Raw genomic sequence first — 18,934 nt, forward strand, 5'->3', positions numbered from 1 at the left:
GATCAAACTCTTCAGTTCAAACATCTTTGGGTTTTTAAGAAACCCTAAACTTGGCTCAGCAATCGTTGGTTACATCTTTGATTTCTCGCGGAGTAACTTGTGATGCTGATAATCTTGTTGACTATCAGTCTGACTCCACAAGCACCCACACGAATTGCTTGATTCAGTTGTTAAAGAGCGGTTGGTTAAGATCTTTCGTCTCAACCGAGGCGCGCATTCTACAGCAGCCTCATTTGCTGTCAAGTGATTATTTTCAGAAGTTTTCGAAGAATTCTTCAACAACTTCAACCACTTGCGCTTCCGATCTCTCGTTAGCGGGAGGCGAATTCTACAGCGTTACTCGCTGTTGTCAACACCTCTTTTTCTCCGCTTTCGACCGAGAAGATCGAACCGTTAAAAGAGCCAAACATCACCGCTCTTTCAACTCCTTCCAGGCTTCGATGAACTGAAGCAACCCGCTCTCGAAACCTACTTAACTCATTGAATCTCAAGGAGTTTTCCGTTTCGACTGCGCCGGAAGTGGGGCGAATTATAGACTTCCAGAATCTGCCGTCAACCACTAATTTCGACTTTATTCAGATTTCAGCGTGATGCGTGCAAAAGCCTTCTTGCCAGCCTGGCAAACATGGGTCGCACCCACTACGCATATAAAGGAACGATCAACGACCTCACCATCTACACGCACACCACCGGAAGCGAGCAGATCGCGCGCCGCCGCAGAGTTCTTCACCAGCCCTGCTTTATTAAGGACGGCAGCGATCGGCATATCCTCAGCAGATGCCAATTCGATTTCCGGCAGATCATCCGGCAACTCACCATCCTTCATACGGTTACCCGCTGCACGATGAGCATTAGCCGCAGCCTCCTCACCATGGAAGCGCGCAACGATCTCTTCCGCCAGCTTGATCTTGATGTCACGCGGATTAGCACCCGCCTCCACATCAGCGCGGAACGCATTGATCTCATCCATGGAGCGGAAGCTGAGCAATTCGAAGTAGCGCCACATCAGCGCATCCGGAATCGAAACCAGCTTGCTGTACATGACGCCCGGAGCTTCCTGAATGCCGACATAGTTGCCCAACGATTTGGACATCTTCTTGACGCCATCCAGCCCCTCGAGCAGCGGCATGGTCAGAATGCACTGAGCTTCTTGACCATAACCACGCTGCAGCTCGCGCCCCATCAGCAAGTTGAACTTCTGATCGGTACCGCCCAACTCGACGTCCGCACGCAGAGCGACCGAGTCGTAACCCTGAACCAGCGGATAGAGGAACTCGTGAATAGCGATCGGCTGATTGGTGGTGTAGCGCTTGTCGAAGTCATCACGCTCAAGCATACGAGCGACAGTGTATTGCGAAGTCAGACGAATGAAGTCCGCCGGCCCCATCTGATCCATCCAGGTGGAGTTGAAGGCAACTTCGGTTTTCGCCGGATCAAGAATCTTGAAAACCTGAGTCTTGTAGGTTTCAGCGTTTTCGAGAACCTGCTCGCGAGTCAGCGGAGGACGAGTTGCGCTTTTGCCACTCGGATCACCGATCATCCCGGTGAAATCACCTATAAGGAAGATCACCTGATGCCCCAGATCCTGGAACTGGCGAAGCTTATTAATAAGCACGGTGTGACCCAAGTGCAGATCCGGAGCGGTTGGATCGAAACCAGCCTTGATACGCAGCGGTTGGCCACGCTTGAGCTTTTCGATCAGCTCGGACTCAACCAACAGTTCTTCCGCACCACGTTTAATCAGCGCTAGCTGCTCTTCAACCGACTTCATAACAGACCCGCAAGGCTCAGATTCAAAGGGAACCAACCATACAAGATCGCGCACCAATTACAAGTTTTGCCCGGCGCACGGACACCAATCCACAGACGTGATGTCTGTAGACTTGCTTCAGAGATGATTTGGTTATATTTTATACAGTTATTTCATCTTCATCATGTCATTCATCTTTTCCAATTCATCACTTTTCAAAGTCAAAATTACTTATGACCACTGAACCGTCTAAAGCGCCACCGCTTTACCCGAAGACCCACCTGCTCGCCGCAAGTGGTATCGCCGCCCTTCTCAGCCTGGCGCTCCTGGTATTTCCTTCCAGTGATGTTGAAGCCAAAAAGACGACCCTGAGCCTTGAACTGGAAAGTCCTGCTGAACAACTGACACAAGATCAAGACGCTGCTGACGCCGCTCAAGCCACAAATGAGCCAGTAGCCTCACCGTTTGCACAAATCGAAAACACCGAAGAAAACGCTCCGCAAACCGCAGAAGCCAAACCTGCTCCAGAACCTCTCGCGGAAAAACCGAAAGCTCCAGGTCACCGGGAAGTCGTCGTTTCCAAGGGCGATACGCTTTCGACACTGTTCGAAAAAGTCGGCCTTCCAGCCACAGCCGTGCATGAAATACTGGCCAGCGACAAGCAAGCCAAACAGTTCAGCCAGCTCAAACGCGGCCAGAAGCTCGAATTCGAACTGAACCCGGAAGGCCAGCTCACCAGCCTGCACAGCAAGGTCAGCGATGTTGAAACCATCACCCTGACCAAGAATGACAAGGGTTACGCTTTCAACCGGGTTACTGCAAAACCTACTGTTCGCACTGCCTACGTCCATGGCGTGATCAACAGTTCGTTGTCACAATCCGCCGCGCGTGCTGGCCTATCGCACAGCCTGACCATGGATATGGCCAGCGTATTCGGCTACGACGTCGACTTCGCACAAGACATCCGCCAGGGTGACGAATTCGATGTGATCTACGAACAGAAAGTGGTCAACGGTAAAGCTGTTGGCAATGGCCCGATCCTGTCCGCCCGCTTCACCAACCGCGGCAAGACTTACACCGCCGTGCGTTACACCAACAAGCAAGGCAACAGCAGCTATTACACGGCCGACGGCAATAGCATGCGCAAGGCGTTCATCCGAACGCCGGTGGACTTTGCCCGCATCAGCTCGAAGTTCTCCATGGGCCGCAAACACCCTATCCTCAACAAGATCCGCGCGCACAAAGGCGTCGATTACGCAGCCCCACGCGGCACGCCGATCAAGGCTGCCGGTGACGGTAAAGTACTGTTGGCCGGTCGCCGCGGCGGTTACGGCAACACTGTAATCATTCAGCACGGCAACACTTACCGTACGCTATACGGCCACATGCAAGGCTTCGCCAAAGGTGTGAAAACCGGCGGCACGGTCAAGCAGGGTCAAGTAATCGGTTACATCGGCACGACAGGGCTGTCCACAGGACCGCACTTGCACTATGAGTTCCAGGTCAACGGCGTACATGTCGATCCACTGGGCCAGAAGCTGCCAATGGCCGATCCGATTGCCAAGGCCGAACGCGCCCGCTTCCTGGCTCAGAGTCAGCCGCTGATGGCGCGCATGGACCAAGAGAAGGCCACCATGCTGGCCTCGAGCAAGCGCTAAGACATGGCCCTGTATATCGGTGTGATGTCCGGAACCAGCCTCGACGGTCTGGACATCGCCCTGATCGAACAGACCTCGCCGATCAATCTGCTCGCCACGCACTACATTCCCATGCCTGATTCCCTGCGCGCCGAGCTGCTTGGCTTGTGCGCCAGCGGCCCTGACGAGATCGCCCGTTCGGCGATTGCCCAGCAGAACTGGGTGAAGCTTGCCGCGCAGGGTATCCACACCCTGCTCAATCAGCAAAACCTCCAACCTGAAGCCATTCGTGCGATCGGCAGCCACGGCCAGACCATTCGCCATGAACCCGCTCGCGGTTTCACCGTACAGATTGGTAACCCTGCCCTGCTGACCGAGCTGACGGGTATCACAGTGGTCAGCGACTTCCGCAGCCGCGATGTCGCTGCCGGCGGTCAAGGCGCCCCTCTGGTGCCCGCCTTCCATGAAGCTTTGTTCGAAGAGCGTAGCGGTAACCAGGCGGTCTTGAATGTGGGCGGTTTCAGCAATCTCAGCCTCATAGAGACGACAAAACCTGTAGCCGGTTTCGACTGCGGGCCGGGGAATGTGCTGATGGATGCCTGGATTCACCAGCAACGCGGCGAAAAATACGATCGTGACGGCCAGTGGGCAGCCACCGGGACAGTTGAGCCATCCCTGCTGAAGGCATTGCTCAGCGACCCCTTCTTTGTGACTAAAGGCCCGAAAAGTACCGGGCGAGAAGTCTTCAACTTGCCTTGGCTGGAGCAGCACTTGTCAGGTCTGCCGGCCTTCCCGTCTGAAAACGTACAGGCCACGCTGCTGGAGCTGACGGCGCTGACTATTGTCGAGTCGCTGCAAAGCGCTCAAACGGACACTCAAGAGCTGCTGGTCTGCGGTGGCGGCGCACACAATGCCACGCTGATGAAGCGGCTGGCCGATCTGCTGCCGGACGCTAAGGTAGCCAGCACCGCCACCCACGGCGTTGATCCTGACTGGGTTGAAGCCATGGCGTTCGCCTGGCTCGCCCATTGCTGCCTGGAGGGCATCGCCGCCAACCGGCCGAGTGTCACTGGAGCAAAAGGCCTGCGCGTACTCGGCGCCATCTACCCCAACTAACCCAAACGTCGCCAACAAAAAACGCCGCAGAACCAAAGGCTCTGCGGCGTTTTATTGTGTGCAGCGAAGTGCGATCAGATCGAGAACGAAGATCCGCAACCACAAGTCGTGGTGGCGTTCGGGTTCTTGATCACGAAGCGCGAACCTTCCAGACCTTCCTGGTAGTCCACTTCGGCACCAGCGAGGTACTGGAAGCTCATCGGATCAACCACCAGGCTCACGCCTTCGCGCTCGACGATGGTGTCGTCCTCGGCTACATCTTCATCGAAGGTGAAACCGTACTGAAACCCTGAACAACCGCCGCCCGTAACGAATACGCGCAGCTTCAAGCGATCATTCCCCTCTTCATCGACCAGGCTCTTCACCTTGTGCGCAGCACCGTGGGTGAATTGCAAAGCCGTGGGGGTGAAGGATTCGACGCTCATGCTGACTATCTCCCGGCGTTACGCCGCCATAATGCGTGATGACGCGCATTATCCGCTTGTCCGAGAAAATCGGTCAACTATTGTTACGGTATATCAATAAACCCGACCAGCTGTTCAGAATGCAAAAAGGCCCGTTCGACGGGCCTTTTTGCTGTGCCGGATAATGTGTTACGGCAGCATGCCAGCATGGGAAAGACCAAAACGCTCGTCCAGCCCAAACAGGATGTTCATGTTCTGCACAGCCTGCCCCGACGCGCCTTTGACCAGATTGTCGATCACCGACAACACCACTACCAGATCGCCATCCTGCGGACGGTGAACCGCAATACGGCAAACGTTGGCGCCACGCACGCTGCGGGTTTCCGGATGGCTGCCGGCTGGCATTACATCGACGAACGGTTCGTTGGCATAACGCTTTTCAAACAGCGCCTGCAGATCCACCGAGCGATCAACCACGGTCGCGTAAAGCGTGGAGTGAATACCACGGATCATCGGCGTCAGATGCGGGACGAATGTCAGACCGACATCCTTGCCGCCCGCTGCGCGACGCAGACCCTGGCGAATTTCCGGCAGGTGACGGTGACCTTTCACCGCGTAAGCCTTCATGCTTTCCGACGTCTCCGAGTACAGGGAGCCTACAGCCGCACCGCGACCAGCACCGCTGACACCGGATTTGCAGTCGGCGATCAGACGCGAAGCATCAGCCAGACCCGCTTCAAGCAACGGCAAGAAACCCAACTGAGTAGCGGTCGGATAGCAGCCTGGCACCGCGATCAGGCGAGCCTTTTTGATCTGCTCACGATTGACTTCCGGCAAACCGTAAACCGCTTCGTCCAGCAACTCCGGCGCACCGTGCGGCTGACCGTACCATTTGGCCCACTCCTCAGCGTCTTGCAGACGGAAGTCCGCCGACAGATCGATAACCTTGGTGCCCGCCGCCAGCAGTTCACCTGCCAAAGCGTGAGCGACACCATGCGGTGTGGCGAAGAACACCACGTCACAGGCGCCCAAGGTCTTGATGTCCGGCACGCTGAAGGCCAGACCGTCGTAGTGGCCGCGCAGGTTGGGGTACATGTCAGCCACGGCCAGACCGGCCTCGGATCGGGAAGTGATCACCACCACTTCTGCCTGCGGATGCTGTGCCAACAGACGCAGCAGTTCGACACCGGTGTAACCCGTGCCGCCGACGATACCGACCTTGACCATAAACCTGCCCTCAACGAACCCACTGGAAAGCCGTCGATAATAGGGGCCACGCGGCCCTGCGACAACCGTCAAGGTGACGCGCGGACGCTCAAGCCTCTACTATCCGGCTTACCGTGAATCAGGGAATAACTAAAAATGCTCTATCTGTGGATCAAAGCGTTGCACATCCTCAGCGTCGTTTGCTGGTTTGCCGGCCTGTTTTACCTGCCGCGACTGTTCGTTTATCACGCGCAAAGTGAAGACACGGTCAGCAAAGAACGCTTCAGCATCATGGAGCGCAAGCTGTATCGCGGCATCATGGGCCCGGCAATGATCGCCACGCTGATCTTCGGCGGCTGGCTGATCTATCTCAACCCGGGCATCTTCAGCATGGGCGGCTGGATTCACGCCAAACTGACCCTGGTCGTCTTGCTGATCGGTTACCACCATATGTGCGGCGCACAGGTAAAACGCTTTGCCCGTGGCGAGAACACCCGCAGCCATGTCTTTTATCGCTGGTTCAATGAAGTGCCGGTTCTGATATTGCTGGCTATCGTAATTCTGGTCGTGGTCAAGCCGTTCTAACTTCAACAAGTCAATCACTTCGGGGTACTTCCAATGTCGCTGCCCGCTTTGCTCGAACAACGTCTGCGCCTGCCTGTGGTGGCGGCGCCGATGTTCCTGATTTCCAACCCTGAACTGGTGCTGGCCTGCTGCAGTAATGGCGTGGTCGGCAGTTTTCCGGCGCTGAACCAGCGCGAAAGCAGCGGGTTCAAGGCTTGGCTGGAACAGATCGAAGCGGGCCTCGCGACGCTGGACAACCCCGCGCCGTACGCGGTGAACCTCATCGTGCACAACAGTAATCCACGCTTGCAGGCGGATCTGGCGATTTGCGTGGAGCACAAGGTGCCGATCGTTATCACCAGCCTCGGCGCGGTGAAGGAACTGGTCGATGCAGTGCACAGTTATGGCGGCCTGGTCTTCCACGATGTCACCACCCGCCGGCATGCCGAGAAGGCAGCCGAGGCTGGTGTCGACGGCCTGATTGCAGTAGCGGCCGGCGCCGGCGGCCATGCCGGCACCTGGAGCCCGTTTGCGCTGATCGCCGAGATCCGCGAGTTCTTCGACAAAACCCTGCTGCTTGCAGGATGTCTTAACCACGGCCATGAGATTCTCGCCGCACAGATGCTCGGAGCGGATTTGGCCTACTTCGGTACGCGCTTTATCGGCACCACCGAAAGTCATGCACCTGACGCCTACAAGGAGATGCTGCTCACAGCCAAAGCGGCCGACATCATCCATACTCCAGCGGTGTCGGGAGTGCCGGCCAGTTTCATGCGCCAAAGCCTGGAGGCGGCCGGTTTCGACATGGCAGCGCTACAAGGTAAGGGCGAAGTGAATTTTGGCGACAAGCTCAAACCGATCAGCGATGAAGCCAAAGCCTGGAAGACCGTGTGGTCAGCCGGGCAAGGCGTGGGGCAGATCGACGATCTGCCAGACGTGGATCAGTTGATCGCTCGACTCGACGCTGAATATCGTCAGGCACAGGAACGCGCAGCACAGCTGCCGAAACGCTGGCCCAGGTAAAAATCAAACCAGTCGCTTATGGACTGGCCTTACACTAACGACCTTCATTCTCTTCGCGACAAGGATGCCTCGGCCATGAGCGAACCCCGTTACAAGATCGTCTTCGACGGTGCTCTACAGCCCGGTGTCGATATCACCACTGCCAAGCTCAATCTGGCGGATTTGTTCAAAAGCGATGTGGCAGCCATCGAGCGACTGTTCAATGGCAGCACCGTGGCGCTTAAGCGTGATCTGTCGCACAGCGATGCGCAGACTTATCTGCAGGCACTGAGCAAAACCGGGATTGACGCACGGATCGAATCTGACACGGCCATCGAGCTGAATCTGTCGGACGTCCACGAGCATTCCCCCGCGCCCGCCTATGCGGAACCGAGCTCACCTTATGCGCCACCCCGCGCCAGCGTTGGTGAAAACCTTCCGGCATTCGCCGTGCTCAAACCGTTAAGCGTCGAAGGCCGGATCGGACGTCTGCGCTTTCTGGCCTGGACGATGGTCGTGACGCTGGTAAGCCTGCCAATTCTCAGCATTTTCGCGCTGATCGCCGTCGGCCTTGTCAGTTCCGACTCCACCAGTGGCCTGATCATCGGCGGCCTCATCGCTGCCATTCTGGGTTTGGCGCTCATCATCATCAGCATTTTGTTCACCGTTCAACGCCTGCACGATATCGGCTGGTCCGGCTGGCTCTGGCTGCTGAATCTTGTCCCGTTGGTGGGCAGCATCTTTCCTTTTGTGATCATGGTTGTGCCGGGCAATACCGGTGCCAACCGCTACGGGCCACCACCTCCGCCCAACAGCACAGCAGTCAAGGTGCTGTGCTCTCTGTGGATCGTATTCATCGGGCTGTTTTTCGTAGGTGGAATGCTCGGCGGAATCTCCGCCATTCAGCAGGAATACGAAACCAGCCTCGAAAGCAGCTACGACAGCGGCTCGGTAACTACCGATGAAATCGACGTCGAGGTCGAACCGGCAGCGAATTCCGCCGACGATGCAGCCGAAGCGGCGCAGGCCCCTGTAGACTCTGCGAAAGAATGAACAGCGCTCCCCGCCGTGACACCTGCGTCGCTGGCGCGGAGCTGTTGCGATGGAGAAGTGCATGACCCGTTACGCTCTGATCACTGGCGCCTCAAGCGGCATCGGCCTGGCCATGGCCGAAGCGCTGGCCCGGCGCGGCCGCAGCCTGATTCTGGTGGCACGCCAGCGTGATCAGCTGGAAAGTATTGCGATCGAGTTGACCCAGCGCTTCGGCGTCGAGGTGCTGTTTCGCGCCTGCGACCTCGGTGAGCCGTTGCGCTTGTCCGGTTTTTTGCTGGAACTGGAAGAAGGTGACCGGCAAATTGATCTGTTGGTGAACTGCGCCGGCATTGGCACCTGTGGTCCATTCCTGGCTCAGGACTGGATGACCGAGCAGGATTTGATCGAGGTGAACATCCTCGCCCTCACCCGTTTGTGCCATGCGATCGGCAATAGCATGGCGTTGCAAGGCGGCGGGCAGATTCTCAACGTTGCCTCGGTAGCGGCGTTCAATCCCGGCCCGTGGATGAGCACCTATTACGCCAGCAAGGCCTATGTGCTGCACTTCTCCGAAGCACTGCGAGTTGAACTCAAACAGAGTGCGGTTAAGGTTTCAGTGCTCTGCCCCGGCCCGACCCGCACGGCGTTTTTCCGCACCGCGCAGTTGAACAGCGACAAACTCAAAGACAGCAAATTGCTGATGAGCCCCGAAGAAGTCGCGCTGTATACCGTACGTGCGCTCGACAAGAACCGCGCAATCATTATTCCGGGACGACGCAACCGCTGGTTCGCGTTTCTGCCGCGACTGGGTTCGCGTTGGCTCAACCGCACCATCGTCGGCATGGTCAACAAGGCTTACTGCCCGCGCTGAACTGTCCTACGGCAAAACACTGGGCGGGTTCTTTACCCGTGAGTACACTCAGACCAGCCCACACCACGGAGAAAACAGCAGTGGATACTCTGTTCACCAAGATCATCAACCGGGAAATCCCGGCCAAGATCATCTACGAGGACGACCAGGTTCTGGCGTTCCACGACATCGCACCCCAGGCGCCAGTACACTTTCTGGTGATCCCGAAAAAACCGGTGCGTACCCTCAATGACCTGACCGAAGACGACAAGGCATTGGCCGGGCACATTCTTTTCACCGCTCAGCGTCTGGCGTTGGAGCTGGGCTGCGAAGACGGCTTCCGGGTGGTGATGAACTGCAATGAGAAAGGTGGGCAGACCGTCTACCACATTCATATGCACGTACTCGGTCAGCGCCAGATGAACTGGCCGCCGGGCTGATCCACTTCAAGATCGGTGGGAGCGCCCTGCTCCCACATGACCCAGCGCAAACGCTCCCCGGCCGATTCGGTTAAACTGGCCGCCGAGATTCTTCCCGGAGGTCAGCATGACTACCCAACGTCACTACTCGCCGATTGACCGTCTTCTGCTGCAAGCCGATGCCGCGATGCGTACCTTGCTGCCCTTCAGCGGCCAGCCATACCGTCCGTCGCCAGCGATTCTGCAGCCAGACACGCAGATGAGCGACGAAGACACCCGTCACGTCGCCGGCTTGATGCGTATCAACCATACCGGCGAAGTCTGTGCCCAGGCGCTGTATCAAGGGCAGGCCCTGACCGCCAAGCTGCCGCAGGTGCGCGAAGCCATGGAACACGCGGCCGAAGAAGAGATTGATCATCTGGTCTGGTGCGAACAGCGTATTCACCAGTTGGGCAGCCACACCAGTGTGCTCAATCCGCTGTTCTACGGCATGTCCTTCGGGATTGGTGCGGTGGCCGGGCTGATCAGCGACAAGGTCAGCCTTGGATTTGTCGCTGCGACCGAGCATCAGGTGTGCAAACACTTGAACGAGCATCTGGAACAACTCCCCGCCGAGGACGAGAAGTCCCGGGCGATTCTGGAGCAGATGCGTATTGATGAAGAGCATCATGCGGAGAGCGCGCTGGATGCTGGCGGTTTCCGTTTTCCGGCGCCGGTGAAGTTCGGGATGAGTCTGTTGGCGAAGGTTATGACCAAGAGTACTTATCGGATCTGAAGCTTCAGAGTCTTTAAGGGCCTCTTCGCGAGCAGGCTCACGCCTACAGGGTTATGTGTTTGCGCAATAAAAAAGGCGACTACCGCTAAGTAGTCGCCTTTTTTGCGCTTGGATTTCTTACGTCGGCATGTTGCGCGCGTAGAAGATTTCGAGCATTTCGTGTTTCACACGTTCAGTCACTTGAGCGCGCTGCTCAGGAGACAGGCTGCTGGTAGCATCGCCGAACAGGTAGTTGTCCAGTTCGAAGTCCTTCAGCAGCATTTTGGTGTGGAACAGATTTTCCTGGTACACGTTCACGTCGGTCATCTGGTACGCGTCGCGGGTGTCTTCGGACAGGTAGTTCTGGATCGAATTGATCTCGTGGTCGATGAAGTGTTTGTTGCCTTCAACATCACGGGTGAAGCCACGCACACGATAATCCACAGTCACGATGTCCGAATCGAACTGGTGAATGAGGAAATTGAGCGCTTTAAGCGGTGAAATGACACCACACGTCGACACATCGATGTCCACACGAAAGGTGGCAATGCCGTCGTCCGGGTGGATTTCCGGGTAGGTGTGCACCGTGATGTGGCTCTTGTCGAGGTGAGCCAGGATGATTTCGGGCAACGGGCCCGGGGACTCTTCAATCTGGCTTTCAGTCGGGGTTACCGGCTCTTCAGAAATCAGAATCGTGACGCTGGCGCCCTGAGGTTCATAGTCCTGACTGGCAATGTTCAGGATGTTGGCACCAATGATCTCGACAACTTCGGTGAGAATCTGCGTCAGACGTTTCGCGTTGTACTCTTGATTGATGTACTCGACGTAAGCCTGCTGGTCTTGCGGGGTTTCCGCGTAGCAGATGTCATAGATGTTGAAGCTCAAGGTCTTTGTCAGGTTATTGAACCCGTGGAGCTTGAGTTTGCTTTTCACCGTTGAAAACTCTCTGTGTATGCGGCCCGGCCGCGTGATCAAGCATGCCCGTCAAGTGCGAACAACGCACCTGCGTAGGACGGTCAACACCTCTTCGCGATGGCGATTTTGGTTATCTGTTCAGGCGGATGACACGTCGGTTGACCGATCACCGCCCTGAAAAAAGTCGCGCATTATGCAGACGTCAGGAGGGGGATCCCCAGAGTCTGCACTGCTTTTATGATAGTTGAATGTCGGTTCAACCGAGTTCGATGATTTCGTAATCGTGGGTGATCGCCACGCCAGCCGCACCGAGCATGATCGAGGCCGAGCAATACTTCTCGGCGGACAGTTCGATGGCGCGCTTGACCTGGGCTTCTTTCAGGCCACGGCCCTTGACCACGAAATGCATGTGGATCTTGGTAAACACTTTCGGATCTTCGGTTGCGCGCTCGGCTTCGAGGAAGGCTTCACAGCTTTCAACAGCCTGGCGCGATTTCTTCAGAATGCTGACCACGTCGAAGTTGCTGCAACCGCCGACGCCCAGCAGGAGCATTTCCATCGGGCGAACACCCAGATTACGACCACCGGCGTCCGGCGGACCGTCCATGACCACGACATGGCCACTGCCGGATTCGCCGAGGAACATGGCTTCGCCAGCCCATTGGATGCGTGCCTTCATCGCCCAGACTCCACTGTAAAAAAAGGGTCGCCAGCTTAGCACAGGGTTTTGCTCTGAAAGCGCGGCTGTTCCTAGGACGGATGCTCCAACTGCGTAGGTAATTTCTCGAATTTTCGACGAAGTGTCTGGTAAGCTGGCGCCAATTCGCTGGCGCCCCATGCCAGCTGTGTAGCGACCGCCTTCAGCGCCTCATAAAAAAATCAAACATCACCGTGCAGTCTTTTCGGGATACAACCATGGTTGCTATTACCCCCACACCCAAAATCAAGAACCTCGACAAGCTGTTGATGCATTGCCAACGTCGCCGCCATGCGGCCAAGAGCAACATCATTTGCGCTGGCGATCGTTCGGACACGCTGTACTTCATCATCAAGGGCTCGGTAACGATCCTGATCGAGGATGACGACGGCCGCGAGATGATCATCGCGTATCTCAACGCCGGGGATTTCTTTGGTGAACTTGGACTGTTCGAGCAGGCTGGTCAGGAGCAGCAGCGCAGCGCCTGGGTGCGGGCCAAGGTCGAGTGTGAGACTGCGGAAATCAGCTACGCGAAATTCCGCGAATTATCGCAGCAGGATCCGGACATTCTTTACGTGCTCAGCGGACAAATCGCACAGCGTCTGCGCAACACCACGCGCAAGGTCGGCGATCTGGCGTTCTTCGACGTTACCGGTCGCGTGGCTCGTTGCCTGCTGGAACTGTGCAAACAGCCGGACGCGATGACCCACCCGGACGGCATGCAGATCAAGGTGACCCGTCAGGAAATCGGGCGGATTGTCGGGTGTTCGAGGGAGATGGTCGGTCGCGTTCTCAAGGATCTTGAGGAACGCAACCTGGTCAATGTGAAGGGCAAGACCATGGTGGTCTTCGGTACACGTTAGACGAGAACGCTTAAACGCTGTACATCTGCGCCAGCATTGAACGAAACAACTCATCGAGACGCGCCAAGGCCTGTGGTGCGTTGAATTTTTCATGCAGGGCAATGTGGCTTTGCGCGCGTACCCGCTGCTCCAGACCACAGGCTTCGTTGAATCGATTGACCGCTGCCACCATCGAATCCCGCTCGTTATCCACCAGCATCGCACCGTGCACCAGCCCTACCGGACGCTGTCCGCCCTGACTCTGGCGCCAGCGCTGAGCGGTGCCGACCATTTTGCGGCCGTCGAGGTTGACGTTGAAGCGACCGTCACAGAACGCGCCTTCAATTTCTCCCAATGACGAAGTGCCGCCCAACTCATCCAGCAATTGGCAGATCGGATCGCACAGACGGCGGTAGCCGGTTTCGATACGGTTGAGATCGCCTTCGCTGCGTGGCGGGGCGTAGACCAATGCAATGTTGATAGTTGCTGCTGATTGCGGGACGGGCTCGCCGCCGGTTTCGCGCAGGAGGACCGGCCAACCGGCAGTAGCGGAGACTTCGCAGGCGTGGTCGAAACCCGGCAGACGATTAAGGCGGCGCGGCATGACCAAGGCGCGATCGCTGGGTTGCCAGAACAACAGGCCGAATTCGGCCTCGCCGGCGCAGACCGAGGCCAGCAAGTCTTGTTCGGCTTGCAGGCCGGCTTCGATGGTCAGCGGGGTTGGCAGCGACATGGAGGGCTCCGGCAGATTGAATCTCTTTAGCGGATTTCAGGGCCCCATCGCGAGCAGGCTCACTCCTACAGGGGGAACGCATTCCAAGTGTAGGAGTGAGCCTGCTCGCGATGGTCTCGACTCGGTCTAGAGCGAATCAGTCGAGGGTCGAACCGCTGATCGAAGTACCACGCTCCGGGAAGAACAGGCGCTGCAGTTCAGTGCCCGGGTTTTCCGCGCGCATGAACGCCTCACCGACCAGGAACGCATACACGTCGCTGATTTCCATCAGTTCGACATCGGCACGATTGAGGATGCCGCTCTCGGTAATCACCAAGCGATCACGCGGAATACGCGGCAGCAGATCGAGGGTGGTTTCCAGGCTGACGTCGAAGGTATGCAGGTTACGGTTGTTGACCCCGACCAGTGGCGTGTCGAGGGTTTTCAACGCGCGCTCCAGCTCATCACCGTCGTGCACTTCCACCAATACATCGAGACCAACGCCTTTTGCCACGGAAGCCAACTCGGCCATTTTCACGTCGTCCAGCGCGGAGACGATCAACAACACGCAGTCGGCGCCCAGCGCACGGGCTTCGACGATCTGGTATGGATCGATCATGAAGTCCTTGCGGATCACCGGCAGCTTGCAAGCAGCACGGGCCTGCTGCAGATAGGCATCGGCGCCCTGGAAGTAATCGATATCAGTCAGTACCGAGAGACAGGTCGCCCCGCCCTTCTCGTAGCTTTTGGCGATGTCGGCGGGAACAAAGTTCTCGCGGATCACGCCTTTGCTTGGCGAGGCCTTTTTGATTTCGGCAATCACCGCCGGTTGTTTTTTCTTGGCCTGCGCCAGCAAAGCCTGGGCGAAACCACGGGGTGCATCGGCCGCCTTGGCCAGACTTTCCAGCTCGCTCAGGCTGACACGAGCGCTACGCTCGGCGACTTCCTGAACTTTGCGCGCCAGAATGTTTTCCAGAACCGTCGGTACACTCATCCCTCATTCTCCACTTTGAATACCGCGGTAAAGGCACCCAGCTCCTCGAGTTTTTCCCGAGCAAGACCCGTGTGCAGGGCGTCGTGCGCAAGCTCCACGCCCTGTTTCAAACTGCTGGCCACGTCGGCGGCGTACAGCGCTGCACCGGCGTTGAGCACAATCATCTCGGCAGCTTTCTGGCCGTTTTCAGTCTTGCGCTTGCCCAGCGCATCGCGAATCAACGCCAGCGAAGCTTCCGGGCCGTCGACCGACAGACCGTGCAGGCTCTGGCTCTTCATGCCCAGATCTTCCGGCTCGACCCAATACTCAGTGATCTCGTTGTTCTTCAACTCGGCAACAAAAGTCGGCGCCGCCAGACTGAATTCGTCCAGACCGTCCTTCGAATGCACCACCAGCACATGCTTGCTGCCCAGACGTTGCAAAACTTCAGCCAATGGGCGGCAGAGCGCCTGATTGAACACACCCACCACCTGATGTTTGACACCGGCCGGATTCGTAAGCGGGCCGAGCATGTTGAACAGCGTACGCAGGCCGAGATCGCGGCGCGGGCCGGCGGCGTACTTCATGGCTTTGTGGTGTGTCTGGGCGAACATGAAACCGATGCCGACGTTGTCGATGCAACGGGCAACCTGCACCGGCGTCAGGTTCAGGTAGATGCCGGCAGCTTCGAGCAAGTCGGCACTGCCACTCTTGCCCGAAACCGCGCGGTTGCCGTGCTTGGCCACGGTGCAACCCGCTGCCGCCACAACAAAAGAAGAAGCAGTGGATACGTTGAAAATATTCGCACCGTCACCGCCGGTACCCACCACATCGACCACGCCGTCGAGGGTCTTGAGTTCGACCTGATCGGCCAGCTCACGCATTACCGATACGGCGCCGACAATCTCGTCGATGCTCTCGCTCTTCATGCGCATGGCCATCATGAACGCGCCGATCTGTGCCTCGGTGCACTGGCCGGTCATGATTTCGCGCATCACGTCACGCATTTCATCGGTGCTGAGGTCGAGGTGATCGACGATACGGCTCAGGGCTGTCTTGATATTCATGGGAAGTCCTTAGCGCGTGCCGCCGGTTTGTTTGAGGAAGTTGGCAAACAGTTCATGGCCCTGTTCGGTCAGGATCGACTCGGGGTGGAACTGTACGCCCTCAATGTTCAGGGTCTTGTGACGCAGGCCCATGATTTCGTCGACCGAACCATCATCGTGTTGGGTCCACGCGGTCAGCTCAAGGCAATCGGGCAAAGTATCGTGCTTGACGATCAGCGAGTGATAGCGGGTAACGGTCAGCGGATGATTCAAGCCTTGGAAAACGCCCTTGTCCTCGTGGAATACCGGACTAGTCTTACCGTGCATCACCTGGCGGGCACGCACCACATCACCACCAAAGGCTTGACCGATGGACTGGTGGCCGAGGCAGACGCCGAGGATCGGCAGTTTGCCGGCGAAGTGCTTGATGGCGTCGATAGAGATGCCGGCTTCGGTCGGCGTGCAAGGGCCTGGGGACACGACGATGCGCTCGGGCTTGAGCGCTTCGATTTCAGCAATGGTCAATTCATCGTTGCGCACGACTTTGACCTCGGCACCCAGCTCGCCGAGGTATTGCACAACGTTGTAAGTAAAGGAGTCGTAGTTGTCGATCATCAGCAACATGGCGTTTCGAACCTCTTGAATTCTGACTTGAAGACAGCCTTCGGATGACTTGCCCGCAGGGCGCTGCACGATGTCGGACGCGCAAGTGGCGTCGGCAAAGCGGCATTTCAAACGGGCAAGGAAGGCAAAGCGATACAGATCCGGCCAGGCCGGCAGAAAAGATTCAGGCGCGCCAACGCCAGCGGGCGTGTGCCTTGATGACTTGATCCAGAAGTTTGCTGGTGATCAACACGGGGAAGGTCTCGTTCATACGTTCCGGCACAGTAACTTAGCTGGGCAGAGCGTGCAATATGGCCGGGGCCACGGGGCGTAAAACTATCGGAGGGTTCGCGACCGATGGCAAAAGGCCGAAAGTTTTTGGTACTGTCGTTTCGTTCACCTACAACAATAAATAAAACGGACTTGCTCATGATCAAACAGACGTTGTTTGTACCGCTGGCAGGCTGCTTGCTCGCACTGGCCTGTGCCCAGGCGAATGCGGCGCCCAATCCCTATTCGAATTTCATTGTCTTCGGCGACAGCCTCAACGACGCCGGGACCTTCGCCGATAGCGGCGGCCCGGCGGGTTCTACTGAACGCTATACCAACCGTACCGGCCCGGTCTATCTGGATGGCAGCGGTGAGCTGTATTCGCTGAACTCCACCCAACTGCTGGGCGGACGCCTCGGCTTTACGGCGGATCAGACGGCCTCTTCCAGTTCGGCAGTGCGCGCCGACAATGGCCAGCCCGACGGCAATAACTGGGCGGTCGGCGGCTACCGCACGGATCAGATCCTCGATTCGATCACCACGCAATCAGCCACCGGTGAACGCACCCGCGCCGGTTACCTGCCGTCGAACGGTTTCCGTGCCGATCCGAATGCGCTGTATTACATCTCCGGTGGTGGTAACGACTTCCTGCAAGGACGTATTCTCAGCCTGCCCCAAGCCAATGCGGCGGCAGATCGACTGGCCGATAGCGTGCAAACCCTGCAAACCGCCGGCGCCAAATACGTGATGGTCTGGCTGTTGCCTGACGTCGGCCTGACTCCGGCAATCAACGGCACGCCTTTGCAAGCGTTCAGCAGTCAACTTGCCGGCCAGTTCAACAGTCAGCTGACCACCCGCCTGCAAGGCATCAACGCCGAAATCATTCCGTTGAACATTCCGGTGCTTCTGTCCGAAGTGTTTGCCGATCCAGGCCGTTTCGGCCTCGCCACAGACCAAAACCTGACCGCAACCTGCTTCAGCGGCAGCAGTTGCACGGAAAACGCCCGTTACGGCATCAACAGTGCAACACCGGATCCGAGCAAGCTGATCTACAACGACGGCGTGCACCCGACTGAAGCCGGGCAGAAACTGATTTCCGATTACGCCTATTCCCTGTTGGCTGCGCCTTGGGAATTGACGCTGCTCCCGGAAATGGCCCACGCCACCGTGCGCGCGCATCAGGATGAACTGCGCAGCCAATGGCAGGCGGACTGGGAAAACTGGCAAGCGGTCGGCCAATGGCGCGCCATTGTCTCCGCCGGCGGCCAACATCTTGATGTCGACAGCCAAAGCAGCGGCGCCAGCGCCGACGGCAGCGGTTACAACCTCAACGTGGGTGGCAGCTATCGTCTCAATGAAGCTTGGCGTGTGGGGGTAGCGGCCGGTTTCTATCGGCAGAATCTGGAGGCCGGCCATAACGATTCGGACTACAAACTCAACGGCTATCTGGCCACAGCGTTCGCCCAGTTCCAGCAAAATCGTTGGTGGGCTGACGCCGCGTTGACCGGCGGCAAGCTCGACTACGACAACCTCAAGCGCAAGTTCGATCTGGGCGCCAGCGAGGGGGCGGAGAAAGGTGATACCGATGGCCATCTGTGGGCATTCAGTACCCGTGTCGGCTACGACATCGCGCAGCCAGGCAGTGAATGGCATCTGTCGCCATTTGTCAGCGCCGATTACGCCAGTGTCGACGTCGACGGCTACTCGGAAAAGAGCAACCGCGCCACCGCGCTGACCTTCAATGACCAGACCCGCGATTCGAAGCGTTTGGGCGTCGGTATTCAGGGCAAGTACAACATCACCCCGCAAACCCAGGTGTTCGGCGAATACGCCCACGAGCGTGAGTACGAAGATGACGTGCAGAAGGTCAACATCGCGCTCAACACCCTGCCGGCCAACGACTTCACACTTGAGGGCTATACACCGCAGAGTCATTTGAACCGCTTGAGCCTGGGCGTCAGCCACAAGCTCACAGCGGATCTGGCGCTGCGTGGCGGGTACACATTGCGCAAGGATGATGACTTTACCCAGCAAGGGGTTAACGTCGGAGTGGTGCTGGACTTCTAGATTGCAGGCACAAAAAAGCGGCGCCCTCTCAGGCGCCGCTTTTTCTATGGCTGAACACAAATCCCATTATGGGAA

At 57.5% G+C, this 18,934-nt stretch carries 19 protein-coding genes and 1 rRNA gene (1 of these 20 cut by a window edge); 10 read left to right on the plus strand and 10 right to left on the minus strand.

Going from position 1 to position 18,934, the window contains the following annotated elements:
* A 16S ribosomal RNA gene (locus tag PSH79_RS24905) occupies positions 1-18 on the minus strand (it extends 1,519 nt beyond the left edge of the window).
* Between the two features lie 553 nt (positions 19-571).
* Entirely contained in the window at positions 572-1,771 is a 1,200-nt protein-coding gene (tyrS, locus tag PSH79_RS24910; RefSeq protein WP_305444080.1) for a tyrosine--tRNA ligase, read from the minus strand.
* A 212-nt stretch (positions 1,772-1,983) separates the two neighbouring features.
* Between tyrS and PSH79_RS24915 the strand changes: the two genes are divergently transcribed.
* Positions 1,984-3,408: a peptidoglycan DD-metalloendopeptidase family protein gene (locus PSH79_RS24915; RefSeq protein WP_305440079.1), complete on the plus strand. Its 1,425-nt coding sequence runs from the start codon at positions 1,984-1,986 to the stop codon at positions 3,406-3,408.
* Between the two features lie 3 nt (positions 3,409-3,411).
* Positions 3,412-4,503: an anhydro-N-acetylmuramic acid kinase gene (locus tag PSH79_RS24920; protein WP_305440081.1), complete on the plus strand. Its 1,092-nt coding sequence runs from the start codon at positions 3,412-3,414 to the stop codon at positions 4,501-4,503.
* 74 nt (positions 4,504-4,577) lie between these two features.
* Here PSH79_RS24920 and erpA read toward each other — a convergent pair whose 3' ends face one another.
* Together erpA and argC are read right to left on the minus strand one after the other, a co-directional pair.
* A complete protein-coding gene (gene erpA / locus PSH79_RS24925) occupies positions 4,578-4,928 on the minus strand; it encodes an iron-sulfur cluster insertion protein ErpA (protein WP_008077999.1) in 351 nt (116 codons plus the stop codon).
* A gap of 168 nt (positions 4,929-5,096) precedes the next feature.
* The gene (gene argC, locus PSH79_RS24930; protein WP_305440082.1) at positions 5,097-6,134 is read right to left on the minus strand and encodes an N-acetyl-gamma-glutamyl-phosphate reductase; all 1,038 of its coding nucleotides are present in this window, start codon (positions 6,132-6,134) and stop codon (positions 5,097-5,099) included.
* Between the two features lie 135 nt (positions 6,135-6,269).
* Here argC and hemJ point away from each other — a divergent pair, with 135 nt between their 5' ends.
* The 6 genes from hemJ (at position 6,270) to coq7 (ending at position 10,755) form a co-directional block, all read left to right on the plus strand.
* The gene (gene hemJ / locus PSH79_RS24935) at positions 6,270-6,698 is read left to right on the plus strand and encodes a protoporphyrinogen oxidase HemJ (protein WP_305440083.1); all 429 of its coding nucleotides are present in this window, start codon (positions 6,270-6,272) and stop codon (positions 6,696-6,698) included.
* A gap of 33 nt (positions 6,699-6,731) precedes the next feature.
* Positions 6,732-7,700: a nitronate monooxygenase family protein gene (locus PSH79_RS24940; RefSeq protein ID WP_305440084.1), complete on the plus strand. Its 969-nt coding sequence runs from the start codon at positions 6,732-6,734 to the stop codon at positions 7,698-7,700.
* Positions 7,701-7,775: 75 nt separating this feature from the next.
* Entirely contained in the window at positions 7,776-8,732 is a 957-nt protein-coding gene (locus PSH79_RS24945) for a DUF805 domain-containing protein (RefSeq protein WP_305444081.1), read from the plus strand.
* A gap of 61 nt (positions 8,733-8,793) precedes the next feature.
* A complete protein-coding gene (locus PSH79_RS24950; protein ID WP_034155108.1) occupies positions 8,794-9,582 on the plus strand; it encodes an SDR family oxidoreductase in 789 nt (262 codons plus the stop codon).
* An 80-nt stretch (positions 9,583-9,662) separates the two neighbouring features.
* The gene (locus PSH79_RS24955; protein ID WP_053124353.1) at positions 9,663-10,001 is read left to right on the plus strand and encodes a histidine triad nucleotide-binding protein; all 339 of its coding nucleotides are present in this window, start codon (positions 9,663-9,665) and stop codon (positions 9,999-10,001) included.
* Positions 10,002-10,107: 106 nt separating this feature from the next.
* A complete protein-coding gene (gene coq7, locus PSH79_RS24960) occupies positions 10,108-10,755 on the plus strand; it encodes a 2-polyprenyl-3-methyl-6-methoxy-1,4-benzoquinone monooxygenase (protein ID WP_253496334.1) in 648 nt (215 codons plus the stop codon).
* A gap of 117 nt (positions 10,756-10,872) precedes the next feature.
* Here coq7 and speD read toward each other — a convergent pair whose 3' ends face one another.
* Entirely contained in the window at positions 10,873-11,667 is a 795-nt protein-coding gene (gene speD / locus PSH79_RS24965; RefSeq protein ID WP_187681126.1) for an adenosylmethionine decarboxylase, read from the minus strand.
* A 238-nt stretch (positions 11,668-11,905) separates the two neighbouring features.
* Positions 11,906-12,328, minus strand: coding sequence for an OsmC family protein (locus PSH79_RS24970; RefSeq protein ID WP_007941657.1), 423 nt, complete (start codon positions 12,326-12,328; stop codon positions 11,906-11,908).
* 236 nt (positions 12,329-12,564) lie between these two features.
* Here PSH79_RS24970 and crp point away from each other — a divergent pair, with 236 nt between their 5' ends.
* Complete coding sequence (gene crp, locus PSH79_RS24975; RefSeq protein WP_123532372.1) at positions 12,565-13,209, plus strand: cAMP-activated global transcriptional regulator CRP; 645 nt, start codon at positions 12,565-12,567, stop codon at positions 13,207-13,209.
* 10 nt (positions 13,210-13,219) lie between these two features.
* Here crp and PSH79_RS24980 read toward each other — a convergent pair whose 3' ends face one another.
* From PSH79_RS24980 to PSH79_RS24995, 4 genes are all read right to left on the minus strand, one after another.
* The gene (locus PSH79_RS24980) at positions 13,220-13,921 is read right to left on the minus strand and encodes a lipoate--protein ligase family protein (protein WP_305440090.1); all 702 of its coding nucleotides are present in this window, start codon (positions 13,919-13,921) and stop codon (positions 13,220-13,222) included.
* A 136-nt stretch (positions 13,922-14,057) separates the two neighbouring features.
* Positions 14,058-14,894 (minus strand): indole-3-glycerol phosphate synthase TrpC, encoded by an 837-nt coding sequence (gene trpC / locus PSH79_RS24985; RefSeq protein ID WP_305440092.1) that lies wholly within the window; start codon positions 14,892-14,894, stop codon positions 14,058-14,060.
* Positions 14,891-15,940, minus strand: coding sequence for an anthranilate phosphoribosyltransferase (gene trpD / locus PSH79_RS24990; RefSeq protein ID WP_305440093.1), 1,050 nt, complete (start codon positions 15,938-15,940; stop codon positions 14,891-14,893). The genes trpC and trpD overlap by 4 nt, the downstream gene beginning before the upstream one ends.
* A gap of 9 nt (positions 15,941-15,949) precedes the next feature.
* A complete protein-coding gene (locus PSH79_RS24995) occupies positions 15,950-16,543 on the minus strand; it encodes an aminodeoxychorismate/anthranilate synthase component II (protein ID WP_305440094.1) in 594 nt (197 codons plus the stop codon).
* 408 nt (positions 16,544-16,951) lie between these two features.
* Between PSH79_RS24995 and estP the strand changes: the two genes are divergently transcribed.
* Positions 16,952-18,859 carry an esterase EstP gene (estP, locus tag PSH79_RS25000; protein ID WP_305440096.1) on the plus strand — a complete coding sequence of 636 codons (1,908 nt, stop codon included), beginning with the start codon at positions 16,952-16,954 and terminating at the stop codon, positions 18,857-18,859.
* Positions 18,860-18,934: the final 75 nt, after the last annotated feature.

This window comes from Pseudomonas sp. FP2196, from assembly GCF_030687715.1.
In the GTDB taxonomy this organism is placed as follows: Bacteria; Pseudomonadota; Gammaproteobacteria; order Pseudomonadales; family Pseudomonadaceae; genus Aquipseudomonas.

Bases quoted from the DNA above. Each gene is read 5' to 3' on its own strand.
- hemJ (WP_305440083.1), top strand. From the start codon at position 6,270: ATGCTCTATCTGTGGATCAAAGCGTTGCACATCCTCAGCGTCGTTTGC.
- PSH79_RS24940 (WP_305440084.1), top strand. From the start codon at position 6,732: ATGTCGCTGCCCGCTTTGCTCGAACAACGTCTGCGCCTGCCTGTGGTG.
- PSH79_RS24920 (WP_305440081.1), top strand. From the start codon at position 3,412: ATGGCCCTGTATATCGGTGTGATGTCCGGAACCAGCCTCGACGGTCTG.
- argC (WP_305440082.1), bottom strand. From the start codon at position 6,134: ATGGTCAAGGTCGGTATCGTCGGCGGCACGGGTTACACCGGTGTCGAA.
- tyrS (WP_305444080.1), bottom strand. From the start codon at position 1,771: ATGAAGTCGGTTGAAGAGCAGCTAGCGCTGATTAAACGTGGTGCGGAA.
- PSH79_RS24945 (WP_305444081.1), top strand. From the start codon at position 7,776: ATGAGCGAACCCCGTTACAAGATCGTCTTCGACGGTGCTCTACAGCCC.
- PSH79_RS24970 (WP_007941657.1), bottom strand. From the start codon at position 12,328: ATGAAGGCACGCATCCAATGGGCTGGCGAAGCCATGTTCCTCGGCGAA.
- coq7 (WP_253496334.1), top strand. From the start codon at position 10,108: ATGACTACCCAACGTCACTACTCGCCGATTGACCGTCTTCTGCTGCAA.
- trpC (WP_305440092.1), bottom strand. From the start codon at position 14,894: ATGAGTGTACCGACGGTTCTGGAAAACATTCTGGCGCGCAAAGTTCAG.
- PSH79_RS24950 (WP_034155108.1), top strand. From the start codon at position 8,794: ATGACCCGTTACGCTCTGATCACTGGCGCCTCAAGCGGCATCGGCCTG.
- erpA (WP_008077999.1), bottom strand. From the start codon at position 4,928: ATGAGCGTCGAATCCTTCACCCCCACGGCTTTGCAATTCACCCACGGT.
- crp (WP_123532372.1), top strand. From the start codon at position 12,565: ATGGTTGCTATTACCCCCACACCCAAAATCAAGAACCTCGACAAGCTG.
- estP (WP_305440096.1), top strand. From the start codon at position 16,952: ATGATCAAACAGACGTTGTTTGTACCGCTGGCAGGCTGCTTGCTCGCA.
- PSH79_RS24915 (WP_305440079.1), top strand. From the start codon at position 1,984: ATGACCACTGAACCGTCTAAAGCGCCACCGCTTTACCCGAAGACCCAC.
- trpD (WP_305440093.1), bottom strand. From the start codon at position 15,940: ATGAATATCAAGACAGCCCTGAGCCGTATCGTCGATCACCTCGACCTC.
- PSH79_RS24980 (WP_305440090.1), bottom strand. From the start codon at position 13,921: ATGTCGCTGCCAACCCCGCTGACCATCGAAGCCGGCCTGCAAGCCGAA.
- PSH79_RS24995 (WP_305440094.1), bottom strand. From the start codon at position 16,543: ATGTTGCTGATGATCGACAACTACGACTCCTTTACTTACAACGTTGTG.